The sequence below is a fragment of the Aeromonas sp. JL9 genome, from assembly GCF_024436075.1.
GTDB lineage: Bacteria > Pseudomonadota > Gammaproteobacteria > Enterobacterales > Aeromonadaceae > Aeromonas > Aeromonas veronii.
In genome coordinates, this window is record NZ_JANFNV010000011.1 from 30261 (window position 1) to 48515 (window position 18255).

The 18255-nt window shown below is 60.9% G+C and carries 13 protein-coding genes; 1 reads left to right on the forward strand and 12 read right to left on the reverse strand.

Translation table 11 applies throughout. The annotated features are described in order from the left end of the window. Positions 1-38 precede the first annotated feature (38 nt). The 10 genes from NOM06_RS10345 to NOM06_RS10390 all read right to left on the reverse strand — a co-directional run bounded on the left by NOM06_RS10345 (position 39) and on the right by NOM06_RS10390 (position 16032). The gene (locus tag NOM06_RS10345; RefSeq protein WP_255911495.1) at positions 39-3167 is read right to left on the reverse strand and encodes an efflux RND transporter permease subunit; all 3129 of its coding nucleotides are present in this window, start codon (positions 3165-3167) and stop codon (positions 39-41) included. Then, complete coding sequence (locus NOM06_RS10350; protein ID WP_255911497.1) at positions 3164-4672, reverse strand: efflux RND transporter periplasmic adaptor subunit; 1509 nt, start codon at positions 4670-4672, stop codon at positions 3164-3166. The genes NOM06_RS10345 and NOM06_RS10350 overlap by 4 nt, the downstream gene beginning before the upstream one ends. A 293-nt stretch (positions 4673-4965) precedes the next feature. Continuing rightward, positions 4966-5466: a hypothetical protein gene (locus NOM06_RS10355; protein WP_255911499.1), complete on the reverse strand. Its 501-nt coding sequence runs from the start codon at positions 5464-5466 to the stop codon at positions 4966-4968. A 57-nt stretch (positions 5467-5523) separates the two neighbouring features. Beyond that, positions 5524-6276, reverse strand: coding sequence for an ABC transporter substrate-binding protein (locus NOM06_RS10360; RefSeq protein WP_255911501.1), 753 nt, complete (start codon positions 6274-6276; stop codon positions 5524-5526). 116 nt (positions 6277-6392) lie between these two features. Then, on the reverse strand, positions 6393-9503 hold the full coding sequence (locus tag NOM06_RS10365) for an efflux RND transporter permease subunit (protein WP_255911503.1): 3111 nt from the start codon (positions 9501-9503) through the stop codon (positions 6393-6395). Positions 9504-9512: 9 nt separating this feature from the next. Then, positions 9513-10712: an efflux RND transporter periplasmic adaptor subunit gene (locus NOM06_RS10370; RefSeq protein ID WP_255911593.1), complete on the reverse strand. Its 1200-nt coding sequence runs from the start codon at positions 10710-10712 to the stop codon at positions 9513-9515. A gap of 395 nt (positions 10713-11107) precedes the next feature. Further along, on the reverse strand, positions 11108-11914 hold the full coding sequence (gene xthA / locus NOM06_RS10375; RefSeq protein ID WP_255911505.1) for an exodeoxyribonuclease III: 807 nt from the start codon (positions 11912-11914) through the stop codon (positions 11108-11110). 236 nt (positions 11915-12150) lie between these two features. Further along, entirely contained in the window at positions 12151-13113 is a 963-nt protein-coding gene (locus tag NOM06_RS10380; RefSeq protein ID WP_255911507.1) for an ion channel, read from the reverse strand. 66 nt (positions 13114-13179) lie between these two features. After that, on the reverse strand, positions 13180-14826 hold the full coding sequence (locus NOM06_RS10385; RefSeq protein ID WP_042056451.1) for a tetratricopeptide repeat-containing response regulator: 1647 nt from the start codon (positions 14824-14826) through the stop codon (positions 13180-13182). A gap of 159 nt (positions 14827-14985) precedes the next feature. Further along, a complete protein-coding gene (locus tag NOM06_RS10390) occupies positions 14986-16032 on the reverse strand; it encodes an FAD:protein FMN transferase (protein WP_255911509.1) in 1047 nt (348 codons plus the stop codon). 335 nt (positions 16033-16367) lie between these two features. On the opposite strand from NOM06_RS10390, the gene azu reads away from it, so the two are divergent. Then, positions 16368-16808: an azurin gene (gene azu, locus NOM06_RS10395; RefSeq protein WP_005337768.1), complete on the forward strand. Its 441-nt coding sequence runs from the start codon at positions 16368-16370 to the stop codon at positions 16806-16808. Between the two features lie 114 nt (positions 16809-16922). On the opposite strand, the gene NOM06_RS10400 is transcribed toward azu, so the two are convergent. Beyond that, a complete protein-coding gene (locus NOM06_RS10400) occupies positions 16923-17480 on the reverse strand; it encodes a HutD family protein (protein ID WP_040067916.1) in 558 nt (185 codons plus the stop codon). Positions 17481-17564: 84 nt separating this feature from the next. Continuing rightward, the gene (locus NOM06_RS10405) at positions 17565-18224 is read right to left on the reverse strand and encodes a YceH family protein (protein WP_005337766.1); all 660 of its coding nucleotides are present in this window, start codon (positions 18222-18224) and stop codon (positions 17565-17567) included. Between the last annotated feature and the right edge of the window lie 31 nt (positions 18225-18255).

An 18255-nucleotide genomic window follows, 5' to 3' on the forward strand; every position in this document is an offset into this window, starting at 1 on the left:
TTCCTTATCGTTCAGTCAATATGGATCGTGAAATCGGGTTATTCGGATTGCGGGTTCGCGCTCTTGCCAAGGCTGCGACTGCGCCACAGGTAATAGGCCGCTGGCAGCACCAAGAGGGTCAGCACCAGCGCGCTCACCATGCCGCCGATCATGGGGGCGGCGATGCGCTGCATCACCTCGGAGCCGGTGCCATGGCTCCACATGATGGGCAGCAGGCCTGCGATAATGGTCACCACCGTCATCATCTTGGGGCGCAGGCGCAGGGCGGCGCCGTGGATCACTGCCCGGTGCAGCCCCGCCTTGTCTGGCTTGCCGCTGGCCACGAGGTCATCCCAAGCATGGTTGAGGTAGACCAGCATCAGCACCCCGGTCTCCACCGCTACCCCCGCCAGGGCAATAAAGCCAACACCTACGGCGACTGACAGGTTGAAGTCGAGCAACCAGAGGGTCCAGATCCCGCCCACCACCGCCAGCGGCAAGGTGGTGAGAATGAGCAGCACCTCCTGAACGCGGCGAAACGCCAGATAGAGCAGCAGCACGATAATGGCGACCGTCAGCGGCACCACGTAGGCGAGGCGCGCCTTGGCCCGTTCCATGTACTCGTATTGGCCAGACCAGGTGAGGGCGTAGCCTGCCGGCAGCACCAGCTGTTTGTTCACCTCTGCCTTGGCCTCATCGACGAAGGAGCCGATATCGCGGCCGCGAATATCGACGTAGACCCAGCCGTTGAGGCGTGCATTCTCGCTGCGCAGCATGGGGGCTTCATCGCTGATGTAGACCCGCGCCATATCCGCCAGCGCGATACGCGCGCCGCTCGGGGTGACCACCGGTAACAGCTCGAGGCTCGCCACCGAGTCACGATAGCTCTGGGGGTAACGCAGGTTGATGGGGTAGCGCTCGCGCCCCTCGATGGTCTGGCCCACCTCCATGCCGCCCACTGCGGTGGCGAGTACCGCTTGTACGTCGGCGATGTTGAGGCCGTAACGGGCCGCTTTGAGCCGGTCGATATCCACCTTGACGTAGCGGCCACCGGCCACCCGCTCGGCGTAGACCGATGAGGCGCCCTCCACCTTGCCAACGATCTGTTCGAGCTGCTGGCCGAGTTGCTGGACCACCTTGAGATCCGGCCCCGCTATCTTGATGCCGACCGGGGTCTTGATGCCGGTAGCCAGCATGTCGATGCGGGTCTTGATAGGGGGCACCCAGGCGTTGGTGAGTCCGGGGAAGCGGATGAGGGAGTCGAGCTCCTCTTTGAGCTTCTCCGGGGTCATGCCGGGGCGCCACTGGTCCCGGGGCTTGAGCTGGATGCTGGTCTCCATCATCACCAGATCGGCGGGGTCGGTGGCCGATTCGGCGCGCCCCGCCTTGCCGAACACGTTCTGCACCTCGGGCACGGTACGAATGAGCTTGTCGGTCTGCTGCAAAATCTCCCGCGCCTTGCCCACCGAGATATTGGCCGCTGTGGTGGGCATATACATGATGTCCCCCTCATCCAGCGGCGGAATGAACTCGGAGCCCAGGTACTTGAGCGGCCAGAAGCCCGCCACTGTCACCACGGCGGCGATGGCCAGGGTGGTTTTCGGACGGGCCAGCACGGTTTTCAGCAGTGGCACATAGCCCTGGCTTAGCCAGCGGTTGAGCGGGTTGGCCTGCTCCGCCAGCACCTTGCCACGGATGAAGTAGCCCATGATCACCGGCACCAGCGTGATGGCGAGCCCGGCCGCGGCGGCCATGGCGTAGGTCTTGGTGTAGGCGAGGGGGTGGAACATCCGCCCCTCCTGCGCCTCCAGCGCAAACACCGGCAGAAAGCTGATGGTGATGATGAGCAGGGAGAAGAAGATGGCGGGCCCCACCTCTATGCTCGCCTCGGTGATGATGCGCCAGCGGTTCTTGTCGGTGAGCGCCTCCCGCTCCATGTGTTTGTGGACGTTCTCGATCATCACGATGGCGCCATCCACCATGGCGCCGATGGCGATGGCGATGCCCCCCAGCGACATGATGTTGGCGTTGATCCCCTGCAGGCGCATCACGATAAAGGCCACCAGAATGGCGATGGGCAGGGTAATGACCACCACCAGTGACGAGCGCAGGTGGAACAGGAAGGCGAGGCAGACCAGCACCACCACGGCGAACTCCTCCAGCAGCTTGCCGGAGAGGTTGTCGATGGCGCGCTGGATAAGGTCGGAGCGATCGTAGACGGTGACCACCTCCACCCCCTCCGGCAGGCTGCTTTTCAGCTCCGCCAGCCGTGCCTTGACTCCGTCTATGGTGTGCTGGGCATTCTCGCCGTAGCGCATGACGATGATGCCGCCCACCACTTCCCCTTCGCCGTTGAGCTCGGCCAGGCCGCGCCGGCTCTGGGGCCCGGTGACCACATCCGCCACATCACCCAGCAGCAGCGGGGCACCGCGTACCGTGGTGCCGAGCGGGATCTGCTTCAGATCCTCCACGCTTTTGAGGTAACCGTTGGAGCGCACCATGTACTCCGCTTCTGCCATCTCGATGACGGAAGCGCCGGTCTCCTGGTTGCCCTGCTTGATGGCGGTCTCGATTAGGGAGAGCGGGATGCCGTAGGCGCGCAGCTTGTCCGGGTCGACCCGCACCTGATACTGGCGCACCATGCCACCCACGGTGGCGACCTCTGAGACCCCTTCCACCGTCTGCAGCTCGTACTTGAGGAACCAGTTTTGCAGAGAGGTGAGCTGGCTGAGGTCGTGCTTGCCGGTTCTGTCCACCAACGCGTACTGGTAGACCCAGCCCACCCCGGTGGCATCGGGGCCGAGCTGGGGGCGGGCGGAGGCGGGCAGATTGGGGGCAACCTGGCTCAAATACTCCAGCACCCGGGCGCGGGCCCAGTAGAGGTCGGTGTTGTCGTCAAACAGCACATAGACGAAGGAGTCGCCGAAGAAGGAGTAGCCGCGCACCGTGGTGGCCCCCGGCACCGCCAGCATGGCGGTGGTGAGCGGGTAGGTCACCTGATCCTCCACCACCTGAGGCGCCTGGCCTGGATAGGAGGTCTTGATGATCACCTGCACATCGGAGAGATCCGGCAGGGCATCCACCGGGGTTTGCTTGACCGACCAGAGCCCCCAGGCGGTGAGCATGAGGGTCAAAAGCAGCACCAGAAAGCGGTTGCCGATGGACCAGCGAATAATCGAGGGGATCATGGCTTGGCTCCCATATTGTGCTGGCTATGGCCCATCCCCTCCATCTCATCTTTTGCCTGCTCAAGAGCATGGCCGCTGGTCGGGGCCTTCTCCTGATGGATGGTGGTGATGCGGTACTCATCCCCCTCCTGCATTACCTGCAGGTGCAGGGTCTGCCCCTCGACCAGCTTGCTGATATCGACCCCGTCGGCGACGGTGAACTCCATCTCCATGGCGGGCCACTGCCACTCGGGGATGGGCTGGTGGGAGACCATCAGGGTACGGTTGGCCAGATCGATGCTTTCAACCTCGCCCTGGGTCCACACCTGTGCAGGGCGCACTGCCGTCATACGCTGGAAGTCCGAATCGATGGCCGATTCGGAGTCGAGCAGGAACTGGGCCGAGCTGACGATGTTATCCCCAGCCTCTACCCCTGCCTTGATGGCAACCTTGTCGCCAAACTGGGGGCCGAGAGTGACGGCGACCGACTTGAAGTTGCCATCCCCCAGCGCCAGCACCAGCCGATCCTGACTGCCGGTGCGGATCACCGCTTCGCTCGGTACCACCAGATGGGGTTCCCCCTGCCCGGTGCGAATACTCACCTTGGCAAACATATTGGGTTTCAAAAACTCGTCCGGGTTGGCAAAGCGCAGCCGTACCTTGAGGGTGCGGGTAGCTGCGTCCAGTGTCGGGTAGAGGTAATCCACCTTACCTTGCCAACTGCGACCGGGGGCATAGTCGAGGGTCATGGTGACCGGATCCCCCACTTTCAGCTGGGCGGCTTGACGCTCGAACACCTCGGCACTGACCCACACCTGCTTGAGGGTGCTGATGTTAAAGAGCGCCGCAGCGGGCTCCACATACTGGCCCTCGCGTACCTTGAGCTCGGATACATAACCGCTGCTGGGGGCGTAAATGCTGATGGTTTCGCGCACCTGACGGGTGCGCTTGAGGGCTGAGATTTGATCTGCCGGTACCTGCAGGGACTTGAGCTTGCCCTCGGCTGCGCGCAGCAGCAGGGGGTTGGCCGTGTTGAGTGCCAGCAGGTATTCGTGCTGGGCGTTGACCAGATCCGGCGCGTAGAGCTCGTAAATAAGGCTCCCCTTGCTCACCTGCTGCCCCTCGCTCTTGATGGCGAGGGTGCGGATCCAGCCTGCCATGCGGGCGTTGACTGCCTCCAGCCTGTCCTCGTCATAACCGACGTAGCCCACCGTCTCGAGCTGCTGGTGGATAGGCAGTCGCTCGACCTTAGCCAGTCGCACCCCCAGGTTCTGCTGGATCTCGGGGCTGATGGTGACGGTGCCCGGCGAGCCGTTTTTTTGTTCCTCATAGACGGGGATAAAGTCCATCCCCATGTTGTCCTTGGCCGGGCCGTCACGCATGTCGCGGGGATCCATGGGGTTGACCCAGTAAAGGGGCATCTTCTCTTTGGCGCTGGCGCCATCGGAGGTCTGTTTGGCGGCCCAGTAGCCGCCACCAGCTCCAAGGGCGAGCAGCAGGGCCGACATCAGGACGGTCTTGTTCATGACTGGCCTCCGGCGCGGATCTGCATGCAGAAAGTGTAAGAGGGTAATGCGCCCGCAAAGGCAGCAACCTTGGACGGTGAAAAGTGGGCTGGTGACATAATACGTCTTCTCTTTTGCAGGCCGACGGTCGGGTGAGGTGCAAGGCATCACCCAAGGGGCTGGCGGCAAACGGGGCGCAGCTGTATCAGTGCGCACGGCTCCCTGTTGCTGGCGGGGCCAGTCGTCACAGGGTCAGGCAAGGCAGCAGAAAACGGACAAGCCGAGGCTTGCCGCTGCCGCAAGAGAAGGACTTTCTAGTGGCGTAACACCGACAGCATCAGATGTCGGCGCGGCCAGGAGGGAGGGTGAGTACCGCGCGATCGCAGGAAGGGATCCCGCAACCAGTTATCAAGCAGTGCAGTTGCGAAGTTGTTGCAAAGTAGCAAGGGAAAGAGCAGCAGAGCGACCAGTACCCCAAGCAGAGTCATCGCGCCGAAGGAGAGAGCATTGACGCCGATCTGCATCTGGCACTCATCGCCCATGGCTGACCCCTCGTCTCCCTGATGGCAGGAGAGGGGCATGACATCGTCCGGGTGATCCATCGCGGGCATTGCATGAGAGATATCGCTATCCGCCATCGCCATGGATGAATCGAACATCACCATCGATTGGGCGCTGCTTGGGGTCGGCTCGGAGGAGAGGGGAGAACCATGCCAGCTGATGCAGAGAGTCAGATTGCAGACGAGCAGCAGCGCCAGCAATAGCCGGGCCAGAGCAACAGAGGGCAATCTTGCAGCAAGCTGGGTGAGTGACAATCCGGGCATCCTTATGGGGCGAGTTGCCAAACTCTAAACCTTGCTCGCAGGAGAAGGTCAAGGCGAGGGCTGGCGCTGTTGTTGCAGATAGATGTCGCTGTATTTCTCCAGCAGCTGATCTATCCACTGCCTCATGCCCGGCGCTTGCAACATGGGTTCCAGCTGTTCGAGGGTGCCAAGATGGGGGGATTGCAGTGAAACAGAAATATAGAGCTCACCGCGCTGCAGTGGCCAGTGCAGATCAGTCATTCCGCTGCTCGGGTAATTTTCGCTCAAAAACAGGCGGCCGGAAGAGCGGCCATAGGGAACGAAGTCGACCCGGTCACTGGCCAGCAGGCCAAATACCTGCTTGAGGGAGTTGACCCTGTAGATACGGGTATTCGCTTGCAAAAAATCATCCATTTCGCTGCCAAGGCTGACGCCTATCATCATGGCTCCCCGCAGTCCGGTCAGATCCTCCCGTCGCTGCAGCAAGCGGCTGCTGGGTTGGCGTACGAACACCGCCATGTCATTGATGGCCATGGGTGTTCGGGTAAAGCGGGAGTAGTGCGCTCTCTCTTCGTTGCGCAGCGCACAGATATTGATGTCGACCTCTCCTTTTGCCACTTTCTGCTGACCGCGGGCCCAGGGGCCCACATAGGAGAGATCCACATTCAAACCCAACCGTTGATAGAGGGTACTGACTACTTCGGCACAAACGCCGATGATCTTGCCATCGCTCAGCCAGTTCCAGGGGGGATAATCGTGATGACCACAGGCGGAGAGGGTTGTGGTCGTCAAGGTCGTCGCGAGCCAGAGCTGAGCCAGCATATCCGGATCCTGTGAAAAAAAGTCTCGATGTGTGTCATTGAAGCACACCGCAGACGAAAAAATACCCCCGCACGAGCGGGGGTAGTTTGTTATCGGTGGAACGCCTAGGTAGAGCGTTACTGCCTGGCGCGCTTTTCCGATCCTCTCATGATGAGCCGGAAGAAAAGCGGGATAAAGAAGATGGCGATAAAGGTGGCCGCCAGCATGCCGCCGATGACCGGCCAGCCGAGGGCGTGACGGCTTGCCGCACCGGCCCCGCTGGAGGTGACCAACGGCACACAGCCGAGGATGAAGGCGAGCGAGGTCATCACGATGGGGCGGAAACGCAGGCGCGCCGCCTCCAGTGCCGACTCGATGAGGCTCATCCCCTCTTCGTGCTTCATCACCGCGAACTCCACGATCAGGATGGCGTTCTTGGCGGCAAGGCCGACCAGGGTCACCAGCCCGATCTGGAAGTAGACGTTGTTGGTCAGCCCCACCAGCCAGGTGGCGAGCAGGGCACCGAACAGGGCGAACGGTACGGCGGTGATCACCGCAAACGGCAGGCTCCAGCGTTCATACTGGGCGGCCAGAATGAGGAAGATCATCACGATACCGAAACCAAAGGCCATGCCTGCGCTGCCTGCGGCCGCTTTCTCCTGATAGGCGGAGCCGGTCCACTCCAGCTTGGCGTCGTTGCCAAGAGCCTCATTGGCGACCTCTTCCAGCGCGGCGATGGCCTGACCCGAGCTGTAGCCTGGGGCGGGCTGGGCCATGATCTTGGCGGCCTGGAAGATGTTGAAGCGTTCGACCAGTTCGGGGCCGGTGGCATCACGCACCGTCACCAGACTGCTGAGCGGGATCATTTCCCCCTTGTCGGAGCGGACATAGACGTTGCGGATGTCACTCTTCTTGGCGCGATAGTCTGCCTCGGATTGCAACTGCACCCGGTAGGTACGGCCGAACTGGTTGAAGTCGTTGACATAGACCTGGCCGAAGGTGGCTTGCATGGTGTCGAACACCGCGTTGATCGGCAGCCCAAGCGCCTTGGCTTTTTCGCGATCCAGGTCGAGATAGACCTGCGGCACGTTGGCGCGGTAGGTGCTGGTGACGCTGGCAAACTCCGGGCGCGCCTTGGCCGCTTCGAGGAAGCGTTGCACTTCGCCTGAGAAGGCCTGGGCGTTGCCGGTGCCACGGTTTTGCAGATAGGCCTCAAGGCCACCTGTGGTGGACATCCCCTGAATGGGGGGCGGGTTGAAGGAGGCGACAAAGCCATCCGCCAGCCCCATCAGGCTCAAGCCCTGGAAGGTCTTGGCCAGTGAGAAGGAGTCCTGCCCGGCCCCATGACGCTCACTCCAGTCCTTCAGGGTAATGAAGGTCATGCCGCTGTTGCTGATGATGGCATTGGAGAGAATGTCAAAGCCCGAGAAGGTGATCACATCCTTCACATGGGGGTTGGCCATGGCGATCTTGTCGAACTGATCTGCCACCGCCTGGGTCCGGCTCATCGCGGCCGCATCCGGCAGCATGACGGCGGAGATGAGGTAGCCCTGATCTTCGTTCGGTACCAGTTCGCCCGGCACTTTCAGGAAGAGGCCGTAGATGGAGAGGATCAGCACGGCGATGATGGCAAAGGCGACCCCCACCCGACGGTTCAGGAAGGCCACACCCCGTACATAGCCGCGGGTCAGCTGGTCAAATTTTTCGTTGAACCAGACGAAGAAGCGGGCCGGTTTGTGGTGTCCCTCTTTCAGCAACACGGCACAGAGGGCCGGGGAGAGAGTCAGTGCCACCAGACCGGAGATGGCGACCGAGACCGCGACCGTGATGGCAAACTGTTTGTACATCACCCCTGTCATGCCGCCCATAAAGGCGACCGGCAGGAACACGGCGCAGAGCACCAGTACGATGGCGACCACCGGACCGGAGACCTCCTGCATTGCGAGGATGGCAGCCTCTTTGGCGGAGCACTTCTTCTCGCTCATGATCCGCTCGACGTTTTCGAGCACCACGATGGCGTCATCCACCACGATACCGATGGCAAGCACCATGCCGAACAGGGTCAGCAGGTTGATGGAGAAACCGAGCACCAGCATGCCGGCGAAGGTCCCGATGAGCGACACCGGCACCGCGATACAGGGGATCAGGGTGGCGCGGAAGTTCTGCAGGAACAGGTAGACCACCACGAATACCAGTACGATTGCCTCGAACAGGGTGTGTACCACCTCTTCGATGGAGATCTTCACGAACTCGGTGGTGTCGTAGGGGATCTGGTACTCGATATCCTGCGGGAAGCGCTCCTTGAGTCGCTCCATGGTGGCGTGTACCGCATCGGCGACCGCGACGGCGTTGGCGCCCGGCTGCAGATAGGTGGCGATACCGATGGCCGGTTTGCCGTTGGCGCGGGCCACCAGATCATAATCCTTGCCCCCCAGCTCGACCCGGGCGACATCGCGGACCCGGATCTTGGAGCCATCGGGCATGGAGCGGACGATGATGTTCTGGAACTCCTTCACATCTTCAAGGCGCCCTTTGGTCTGCACCGTGTAGGTGAAGTCGATGGGGGCCGTGGTGGGCTGGGCACCGATCTTGCCTGCCGCGAACTGGGTGTTCTGCTCGCGAATGGCGCCAATCACGTCGCTCGGGGTGAGCTCGAGCTGAGCCAGTCGATCCGGCCGCAGCCAGATGCGCATGGCATAGTCGGTACCGCCAAACAAGGTGGTATCACCGATGCCGGGAATCCGCTTGAGCTCGTCGATGATGTTGAGCAGGGCGTAGTTCGACAGATAGGTGGTATCAAACGAGCCGTTCGGTGACTGGAGGGTGACCACCTGCAGGATGGAGGTCGATTTCTTCTTGACCGTCACCCCCTGCTTCTTCACCTCTTCCGGCAGCTGGGCCATGGCGGCCGAGACCCGGTTGTTGACGTTGATGGTGGCCTGATCCGGATCGGTGCCGATCTCGAAGTAGACGTTGAGGTTCATCTGGCCGTTGGAGGCCGACCCCGACTGCATGTAGATCATCCGCTCGACGCCGTTGATCTGCTGCTCCAGCGGCGCTGCTACGGTCTGGGAGATCACCTCCGGTGTTGCGCCCGGATAAAACGCCGTGACCGAGACCACCGGCGGGGTGATCTGGGGATATTGCTCGATGGGGAGTGCCCGCATCGCCGCCAACCCGCCCAGCACGATAATGATCGAAATCACGCTGGCGAAGATGGGGCGTTCAATGAAGAACTTGGAAAACATACGGGCTCCTTACTTGGCCGCAGACTGACTGACCACCTTGCCGGTGATCGCCTGCATCTCGTCGGCAGAGACAGGCTTCACCACGGCGCCGGGGCGAGCCTTCATCAAGCCTTCGACGATATAGCGCTCACCAGCCTGCAGGCCGTTTTCGATCAGCACGCCGGAGTCGACTGCCGCGCCCAGTGTCACCGGACGGGGCACCACCTTGTTGTCGGCATCGACTACCATCACCATGCGGTCAGCTTGGGACTGGACGATGGCGCGCGGCGGTACCACGATGGCGTTTTTGCGGGTGCCCAGATCGATGGTCATGCGGACAAACTGGCCGGGCAGTAGTACGCCGTCCTTGTTGTCGAAGATGGCACGGGCACGGATGGTGCCGGTCTGGGGATCGACCCGGTTGTCGGAGAAGTTGAGCTTGCCCGCCTCCGGATAGAGGGAGCCATCGGCCAGACGAATATGGGTGCGCCAGGTGGTGGCATCCTTCGCCTCAATCACCCCTTTCTTTACCGAGTTTTCGAAGTTGAGGCGATCCTGCTCCGAGTAGGAGAAGTTGACGTAGAGCGGATCAAACTGGGTGATGGTGGTGAGCAGGCCGTTGTCGCCGCTGGTGGAGATCAGGCTCCCCTCGGACTGGGAGCTCTTGCTCGCCATGCCGTTGATGGGGGCGGTCACCTGGGTGTAGCTGAGGTTGAGCTCCGCCTCTTTCACCTTGGCCTGAGCGGCCTGATGGCTGGCGATGGCCGCTTCGTAGTTGGCGATGGTGTCGTCATAGTCCTTGCGGCTCACCACCTGACGCTTGAAGAGGGGAATGATGCGATCCCGATCGGCACGTGCCTTGTTGAGACGGGCCTGCTCCTGAGCCAAGGTCCCTTTGGCCTGCTCCAGCGCCACCTTGTAGGGCTCCGGGTCAATCAGAAACAGCTCCTGACCGGCGGTAACCGGCTGGCCTTCCACATAAGTGCGCTTGAGCAGGATTCCACTGACCCGGGAGCGCACATCAATCTCGCGAAAACCGGCGGTCTCTCCCACCATCTCGGTGGTGAGCGGCACATCGGTCAGCTTGACCTCGGCGACCACCACAGGGACGGCGGGCATGGTCTGGGCCGTCTGGGTCGTCTCGCCGCCACAGGCACTCAGACCGCTGATCAGCGCCAGGGTCAGCAAGCTGCGTTTGTAAACCTCTCTTCCGGCATTGGGCACCTTCATCATCACACTCCTGTTGGATCGATTTCGGCTGCTGCGTTCAGCATGTTTCTCCATACACATCATTAACTTCATGATTAAAAAAACAACTTCTTTATGATTGGAATGAGAGATGATAGGGCGGCAACCTTGAACACAACCTTCTCAAAGTGGCAATTAGGGTTGCCGATTGACGAAAAAAGTCTGACTTTTCCGATATGAGTGGGGGTCAGCGGGAATGTTCTGCCCAGGCCTGGGCTCTTCGCAACCGTATCACCCAGCCACTCCTTGCTGTAAAAATAAGGTGCCATAAGGCACCTTTTCTGGATGAGCTTTTTACGCTCTTTTATCGCGGGCAACCGCGAGCCGCTTCACAGTTTACGAATTCGTCGCGGCTCATCGGTTAATCTTGCGCCGCATCAGGCGAAGCAGGCCCAGATGGGAGCGTGGTCGGAGGGTTTCTCGATGCCGCGCAGCTCGTAGTCGATACCGGTCTCGGTCACCTTGTCCTTGAGAGCATCGGAGGCCATGATGAGGTCGATGCGCAGGCCACGGTTCTCGTCAAAGCCTTTGGAGCGGTAGTCAAACCAGGAGAAACTCTCGCACTCGGTGGGATTGGCGGCGCGGAAGGTGTCGGTGAGGCCGAACCTTTTCAGTCGCTCCATCCATTCGCGCTCGATGGGCAGGAAGGAGCATTTGCCATCCCGCAGCCAGCGCTTGCGGTTTGCCTCGCCGATGCCGATGTCGAGATCGGTGGGGGAGATATTCATATCCCCGATCAGCACCAGCTGGTCGTCCGGGGTGTGGTTGGTCTCGAGGTAGTGCTGCAGATCCTCGTAGAACTTCTGCTTGGCCGGAAACTTGGTCTCGTGATCCTGACTTTCACCCTGCGGGAAGTAGCCGTTCATTACCTTGATGAGGGAGCCATCTTCGCGCTCGAAGGTGGCCATGATCATCCGGCGCTGGGCCTCTTCATCATCGGTGGGGAAGCCTTTCTCCACCTTGACCGGCTTCTGCTTGCTCATGATGGCGACCCCGTAGTGGGCCTTCTGGCCGTGAAACTCCACGTGATAGCCCATGGCCTCCACATCGGCCAGCGGGAAGGCTTCATCGTGCACCTTGATCTCCTGCAGGCCGATCACATCGGGCTGGTGCTTGTCGATGATGGCTTGCAGCTGGTGCAGACGGGCACGCAGGCCGTTGATATTGAAAGAGATGATCTTCATGTCCGGGATGCTCATGTCATTTTTATAAGTCGCTATTGGACTAGGAATCGGCGGTGGATGCAAGTTCGGGGGCTGTGACTGGCGCAGCTGCTCGGTAACCTGTTCATGAGCTGTCGCGAGAGGCTGTCAGCAAGGTGAAGCGCAGCGCAGGAACCGGAGCGTATAGATATACGTGAGGATTCCGAGCAGCACATGAGCCTTGATCACGGCCTCGCAGCAAGATCGTGGGCAGGTTGTCAGCGGGTCATCTTCTTGACAAACACCACCACAAACAGCGCCAGTGTAAAGCTGCCGGTGAAGGCCTCGAAGGCGGCGAAGATCCTGGAGAGACCGACCGGGGTAAAGTCGCCATAGCCCAAGGTGGTGAAGGTGACCACGCTGTAGTAGAGGCATTCGAGCAGGAAGATGGCGTTCTGCTCGAAGGGGGCATCCGGCCGGTAGATAAGGTGGTTGCCCGAGAAGTTGAGGCCGCAGAAGAAGTAGAAAATGCTGCAGATGAAGATGAGCAGCAACGAGAAGAGCACCACCCGCATCGGGGCCTCGCCATAGCCGCAGAAGAGATCGACCACCCAGGAGGTAAAACGCTGGGTCGACCAGAACGGCAGTTGCAGGCGGCGCATGGTGAGCTCCTGCTGGATATAGTTGCCGGACATGGTGAAGATCCCCTGTGCCTCGGAGGCTTTGCGCAGATCCCGGTAGGTCTCTTCCGCCTCCTTGAACCAGATGCGCGCCTGTTTGGGATCCCGTTCGCGGCGCCCCTTGCGATCCTGCATCACCCGTTTGCCGGTCTGCATGTTGTCGAGCCGGGTGTTGTGCCAGCGGATGCCGAGCAGGTTGACGTCATCGAGGGTGGCGCACTGGAGGTTGGCATCACTGAGATCGGCCTTCATCAGGCTGCCGCCCTTCATGCGCAGGCCGTAGAGGTGACCACCGCGCAGGTTGGCGCGATAGAGGTTGCACTGCTCCAGCAAAAATCCCTGATCGGACTCCTTGTTGACCAGATTGAGGCCCGCCAGATTGGCCCGTGACAGCTGCAGGCCATGGCAGAGTCCGCCTGCGCGAACGTACTGTTCAAGCGCCTCGGCGGTGTGGGCTTCCTGATGGGTATGGTGGGGATCATGCCAGTGGCAGAGATCGTGATCGCCAGCCTCTTCACTGCAGTGGCGGCCATCGGCCACCAGATAACGACACATCGCCATCTTCGTTTCCCTCGCATTGCCGAACTGGTTTCAGCATAGGCGGGGAAAAGGGGGCGCGGCGGCGTCTTAGCTGAACTGGTTGAACTCCTGACGCAGCTTGCGAAAACGCTCCTGCTGGGCCGGGTTGAGGGGGATGCCGTCGAGCACGTCCAGGGTGTCTTTGCACTCGGCACCAAATTCCGGACTCTTGCGGTTTTTCTGCATCAGTTGCAGCAGCACCTGGATCTTGTTGAGAGCCGCACCGGTATTGGCGGGGGCGCGGCGCAGGGCCTCGCGGAAATGGCCGAGGGCCTGCTCCAGCTCGCCGCTCTGATAGGCCTTGATCCCCAGATCGTTGAGCTGTTGGTAGCGCTGACGCCGCTCCAGCACCGTCTTGTCATCGCGGGTTGCCTGAATGCAGGTGGTGAGCAGCCGATCTTCGTCCTCCGCCAGCAGCCCTTGCAGGCTTTCGGCATATTCGAACTCGCCGAGCTGATAGAGGGCAAGGATGGTCTCGCCAAGCAGGGCGGGGGGCATGGTGGCCGGTTCATCGAGCCAGTTCTGATTGGCGCGATAGAGCATCTTCTTGCCCTTGAGCAGCTCGCCCAGCGCAATCTGTACCCGGGCCTGACAGATCTGCTCGAACACCGGGTAGTTGAACTCCGACATCATCAGCGAATCGCGGATGCGCGACAGGGCCGAATTGACCTGCTTTTGCAGGTTGGCGATGTGGTAGCTGTCGTTGCTGTTGAGGGCGTAGAGGGTCAGGGTCTGGATATAGGCCCCCAGATAATGGGGCGTGCGATGGATGGAGTTGCGCGACAGGTCGATCAGCGACATCAGCACATCCTTGGCCTGGGCGTAGTCATGGCGCTGCAGGCACACCTCCGCCAGCCGACGGGAGAGTTGCACCGACTGGGGGGAGATATCCACCGCCCGCCTGAGCTCCTGCTGCGCCTGCTCGTCATTGCCAAGGGCCAGCAGGGATTCTGCCAGCCAGAGGTGAGCCTCCACCATCAGCGGGGTATTTTTGAGGGTCGCCTGCAGATGGCTGACCGCCTCTTCGTGGAGCCCCAGGGTGTTGCACGCCTTGCCCAGCGTCAGGCGGGCCCAGCTGTTCTCCTGCCCGGCCAGCAGCTGGCGCATCAGGGAGCGCGCCTCCTGCGCCTGACCCAGCTTGAGGTGGGTATCGGCCTGCAGGCAGCGGCAGTAGTTGGCAAAACGGGGCACCGCATCGGCCCGCTCGGCACAGGCGGTAATGAGGGCTGCCAGATTGTCATCGGCCAGCGCGGTAAAGACGCTGGCCAGGGCGTTGCGCCGGGCGAGGGCACGTTTGAGGCGAAACGAGAACTGCTCCTGGGAGAAGGGCTTCATCAGGTATTCGTCGGGTTCGGCTTCCAGCGCGCTCAGTACCATGGCGCGGGAGCTGTCGCCACTCACCATGATCACCACGCTCTGGGGCGGGATCAGGTCTTTGTCGCGCAGGCTTTCGAGTAACTGGCGACCATTCTCGCCAACCCCGAGATCGTAATCGATGAGATAGATGTCGAAACTGCCCTTCTGGCAGCGGCGCCGCGCATCCTCGGCGGTATTGGAGTAGGTGATGTTGCTGATACCCAGATTGAGCAGCATCGCCTTCATCATCACCTGAAACGAGCGCTGCTCATTGACCATCAGAATGCGTTGTGGCTTGGCTGGGCTCTTTTTTTCTGGCTCTTGTTCAGGTGTCTGCATCTGTCTGGGTCGAGGCGCTGCGGGCTGATGAGGGAAAGTGTGCCACCAAAGCGCCCGAAGAGGCAATTGGCCAAGTTGTCGATTGCGAACCATCTCCGTTTGTCCGCCTTTTGCCCGCGATGAGTGAAAGAAAAAGGCCCTGTTGCCAGGGCCTTGAACTCACCGTTTTTTCTCTGCCAGATAGGGAGCAAATTGCGGCGTGTACTCGGCCTTGAACCCCTGTTCGGTCTTGATGATGAGATAGACCGCCAGCTGGTGCTGTTTGGCAAATGCCATCCCCGCTTCAGGCCCCATCACCATCAGCGCGGTATCGAGGGCATCGGCCTCCAGTGCGGTCGGGGTGATGACGCTGGCGGAGACCAGCTTGTGGGTGACCGGCTGGCCGGTGGCGGGGTCGATGATATGGGAGTAACGCTGGCCATCCAGCTCGTAGTAGTTGCGATAGCTGCCTGCAGTGCTGAGCGCCATGCCGTTGGGGATGACGATATCGGAAAACGCTCCCGGCTGATCGGAGGGTTCGACGATGGCCACTTTCCATGGCGAGCCCTTGCTGTTGTTGCCCTTGCTGCGCACCGCACCGGCCACTTCGATCAGGTAGTTGTGTACCCCCTTGTCCTCGAGCAGGGTGGCGATTTCATCCGATGCCGCCCCTTCGCCGAGAGTGGAGAGGTCGAGATAGAGATCCGGGATCGTTTTTTCGAGCAGGAAGTGATCCCCTTGCGGGGTCAGGGTCAGCTTGTCGATGCCCACCTTGTGGCGGGCGGCGGCGATGGCCGCCTCATCGGGCCGCTTGACCGGCCGTTTGTCCGGGCCAAAGCCCCACAGATTGACCAGAGGCCCCACGGTCACATCCAGCTTGCCGTCGGTCAGCTTACCGGCATCCATCCCCTGCTGGACTATGATGGCCATGGCGGGCGGGATGGCAAACGGGGTGTTGGCGGGCCCCTGATTGAAACGGGAGATGAGGGAGCCCGGATCGTAGGTGGAGATCTCCTTGTTCATCCGGGCCAGCAGGCTCTCTACATCGCTTTTGAGGGCGGGCTCCCCACCGGGGTAGCTATCGCTCAGGGTCACCACATAGTAGGTGCCCATGGTCTTGCCCTGAATTCGGGTCTGGGCAGGCGGGGTGGGCTGGCAGCCGGCCAGCGCCAGCAGCAGGGTCAGCAGCAGGCCGCGCAGGGCCGCCACGGGGGTTATCGCAATCATCCGGCGCTCTCATCTGGAGAAGGTTCATATCGGGGCGCTAGCTTAGCCAAGGGGCGCCCTTCGGGCGAGCCCTGATGGGGGGAATCGGAGGGAAAAGGGCAGAAAAAATTAAACATTTTTGAACCTGTGGCGGGAGTGGGTCGTATCGTCCATCCGTGAGGGAGCTAGTGGCGAGTAGAGCACCGTCTGGTGACCTGGCCCGCAGCTTTGGCCAAAAGCCATAGCCGATTGAAGACAATTGAGTAAAATGAAGGTCGATTTAGACGGCATCTTTGCGAAGCGTTCACCGCATCCGCCAAGTCGTTGCCATCCATTGCCAATCAAAGGAGAAGATGATGAAAAAGGCGATTACCCTGCTGTTTCTGAGTACCCTGGCTGCCCCCGTGCTGGCGGATGAGTGTGCACTGGTCATCGAAGGCAATGATGCCATGCAGTACAACCTCAAAGAGATGAGCGTGCCGGCCACCTGCAAGGAGGTGACGGTCACCCTGAACCACACCGGCAAGCTGCCTGTGACCGCCATGGGTCACAACTGGGTGCTGGCCAGCACCGCCGACTATCAGACCGTGGCAACTGCCGGGATGAGCGCCGGGGCCGAGAACGGTTATCTGCCCAAGGATGATCCTCGTGTGCTGGCTCACACCAAGCTGATCGGCGGCGGCGAGAGCAGCAGCGTCACCTTCAAGACTGACGGTCTGGCGGGCAAGGATCTCACCTTCTTCTGCTCCTTCCCCGGCCACTTCGCCATGATGAAGGGCTCCTTCAAGGTCAACTAGGGTGCTGACCGGCATCGAGCCGGTTGCCTCAATAGAAAAGCCGGGATTTCCCGGCTTTTTCATCTCTGCTGTTTGTGTGTGGCGTGGCATGACTGCACACCGCCGACTTTTGCGCTATTTGGCCTGCAGGGTAAAGAAGGCGATGGCGGTCTTCTTCTGGCATTCGAAGTGAATGCTCTCTTCACCGGTCACCACCAGCGTCTCGTTGATGGCCACCTCTTTGCCCTGCACGGCCAGCTGGCCGCTCAGCAGGTGACAGAGGTAGGTCTTCTCTGGCTCGAGGGTAAGGGTCAGCGGGAAGGGGAGGTTCAGCACTCGCACGTTGGCGCTGATGCGATCCGGATTGTAGATAAGCCCCAGATCGGTCACCTCTTTTTTCAGCAACTCGCAGTGGGTCTCCTCATCGCCGCTAAAGTGCGCAGCCTCGAAGGTGGCGTAGGGGTGACCATTGAGCACAAAGCCAGCCCCGCTCACCGGCAGCAAAATGCGCTGATAGCCAGGAAAGGGGGAGAAGGGGCCCGCGCTCTTGATGGGGGCCGAGCTCAGTCGATAGTCAAAGTCGAGTTTGGCAAGGCTGCTCCCTTTGGGGGAGATGAGGATCTGGCTGGTGGTGCCCTGCTGGTTTTTCCAGGGCATCTTCTGGTGGTCAGACTCTTTAATCAGGGTGATCACGGGCACGTCCTTACGATAAAAAACGCAGGGAGCCGGGTACATCAGCCCCGGCTCCCTGATAGAGAGTGGCGATGGTAAAGGCGATCAGCCCTGACCATCCAGCGCAGCCAGCCGCGCTTCCATGGCGGCGAGACGGCTCTTGAGCTCGCTCACTTCCAGCTCCAGCTCGCTCAGACGGTCGGCGGCAGGGGAGGCATAGGCCGCTGCGGGGGCTGCATCCATCATCGCCTGAATATCCACTTCGCCGCTAAACAGGTGGGCGTAGCGGGATTCGCGCTTGCCCGGTTCACGCGGCAGTTTTACCACATAGGGGCCACGCTCGATGAGTTGGGTCAGCACCGCATCCACCTCGGTCACATCATCGAAACTGCAGAGGCGGTTGGTGCGCGAGCGCAGCTCCCCCGGGGTTTGCGGGCCGCGCAGCAGCAGTTCGCAGACAATGCCAAGCTCCTGGGCACTGAATTTCAGCTCGCCAAATTCGGTGTTGCAGAATCTGTGCTGATAGCGGGGCACCCGGGCGTTGAAGCCTGCAGTGTTGACCACCAGCCGCTTGCGGATCAGCTCGTCTACCACGGCGCGGATATCGAGCTCGGAGAGCTCCAGCACCGGCTCGCGGTTGCTCTTCTGGTTGCAGGCGTTGACCAGTGCATTAAGGGAGAGGGGATATTGATCCGGGGTGCAGATCTCTTTTTCAATCAGACAGCCGATGACGCGGGCCTCCAGTGGGCCAAGTACTAACTCCATTTCCTACTCCCTTCCAAATCGAGACATCAAG

Excerpts from the sequence above, each read along its gene's own strand:
- NOM06_RS10345 (WP_255911495.1), bottom strand. The coding sequence starts at position 3,167 with ATGATCCCCTCGATTATTCGCTGGTCCATCGGCAACCGCTTTCTGGTG.
- NOM06_RS10350 (WP_255911497.1), bottom strand. The coding sequence starts at position 4,672 with ATGAACAAGACCGTCCTGATGTCGGCCCTGCTGCTCGCCCTTGGAGCT.
- NOM06_RS10360 (WP_255911501.1), bottom strand. The coding sequence starts at position 6,276 with ATGCTGGCTCAGCTCTGGCTCGCGACGACCTTGACGACCACAACCCTC.
- NOM06_RS10365 (WP_255911503.1), bottom strand. The coding sequence starts at position 9,503 with ATGTTTTCCAAGTTCTTCATTGAACGCCCCATCTTCGCCAGCGTGATT.
- NOM06_RS10370 (WP_255911593.1), bottom strand. The coding sequence starts at position 10,712 with ATGAAGGTGCCCAATGCCGGAAGAGAGGTTTACAAACGCAGCTTGCTG.
- xthA (WP_255911505.1), bottom strand. The coding sequence starts at position 11,914 with ATGAAGATCATCTCTTTCAATATCAACGGCCTGCGTGCCCGTCTGCAC.
- NOM06_RS10380 (WP_255911507.1), bottom strand. The coding sequence starts at position 13,113 with ATGGCGATGTGTCGTTATCTGGTGGCCGATGGCCGCCACTGCAGTGAA.
- NOM06_RS10385 (WP_042056451.1), bottom strand. The coding sequence starts at position 14,826 with ATGCAGACACCTGAACAAGAGCCAGAAAAAAAGAGCCCAGCCAAGCCA.
- NOM06_RS10390 (WP_255911509.1), bottom strand. The coding sequence starts at position 16,032 with ATGATTGCGATAACCCCCGTGGCGGCCCTGCGCGGCCTGCTGCTGACC.
- azu (WP_005337768.1), top strand. The coding sequence starts at position 16,368 with ATGAAAAAGGCGATTACCCTGCTGTTTCTGAGTACCCTGGCTGCCCCC.
- NOM06_RS10405 (WP_005337766.1), bottom strand. The coding sequence starts at position 18,224 with ATGGAGTTAGTACTTGGCCCACTGGAGGCCCGCGTCATCGGCTGTCTG.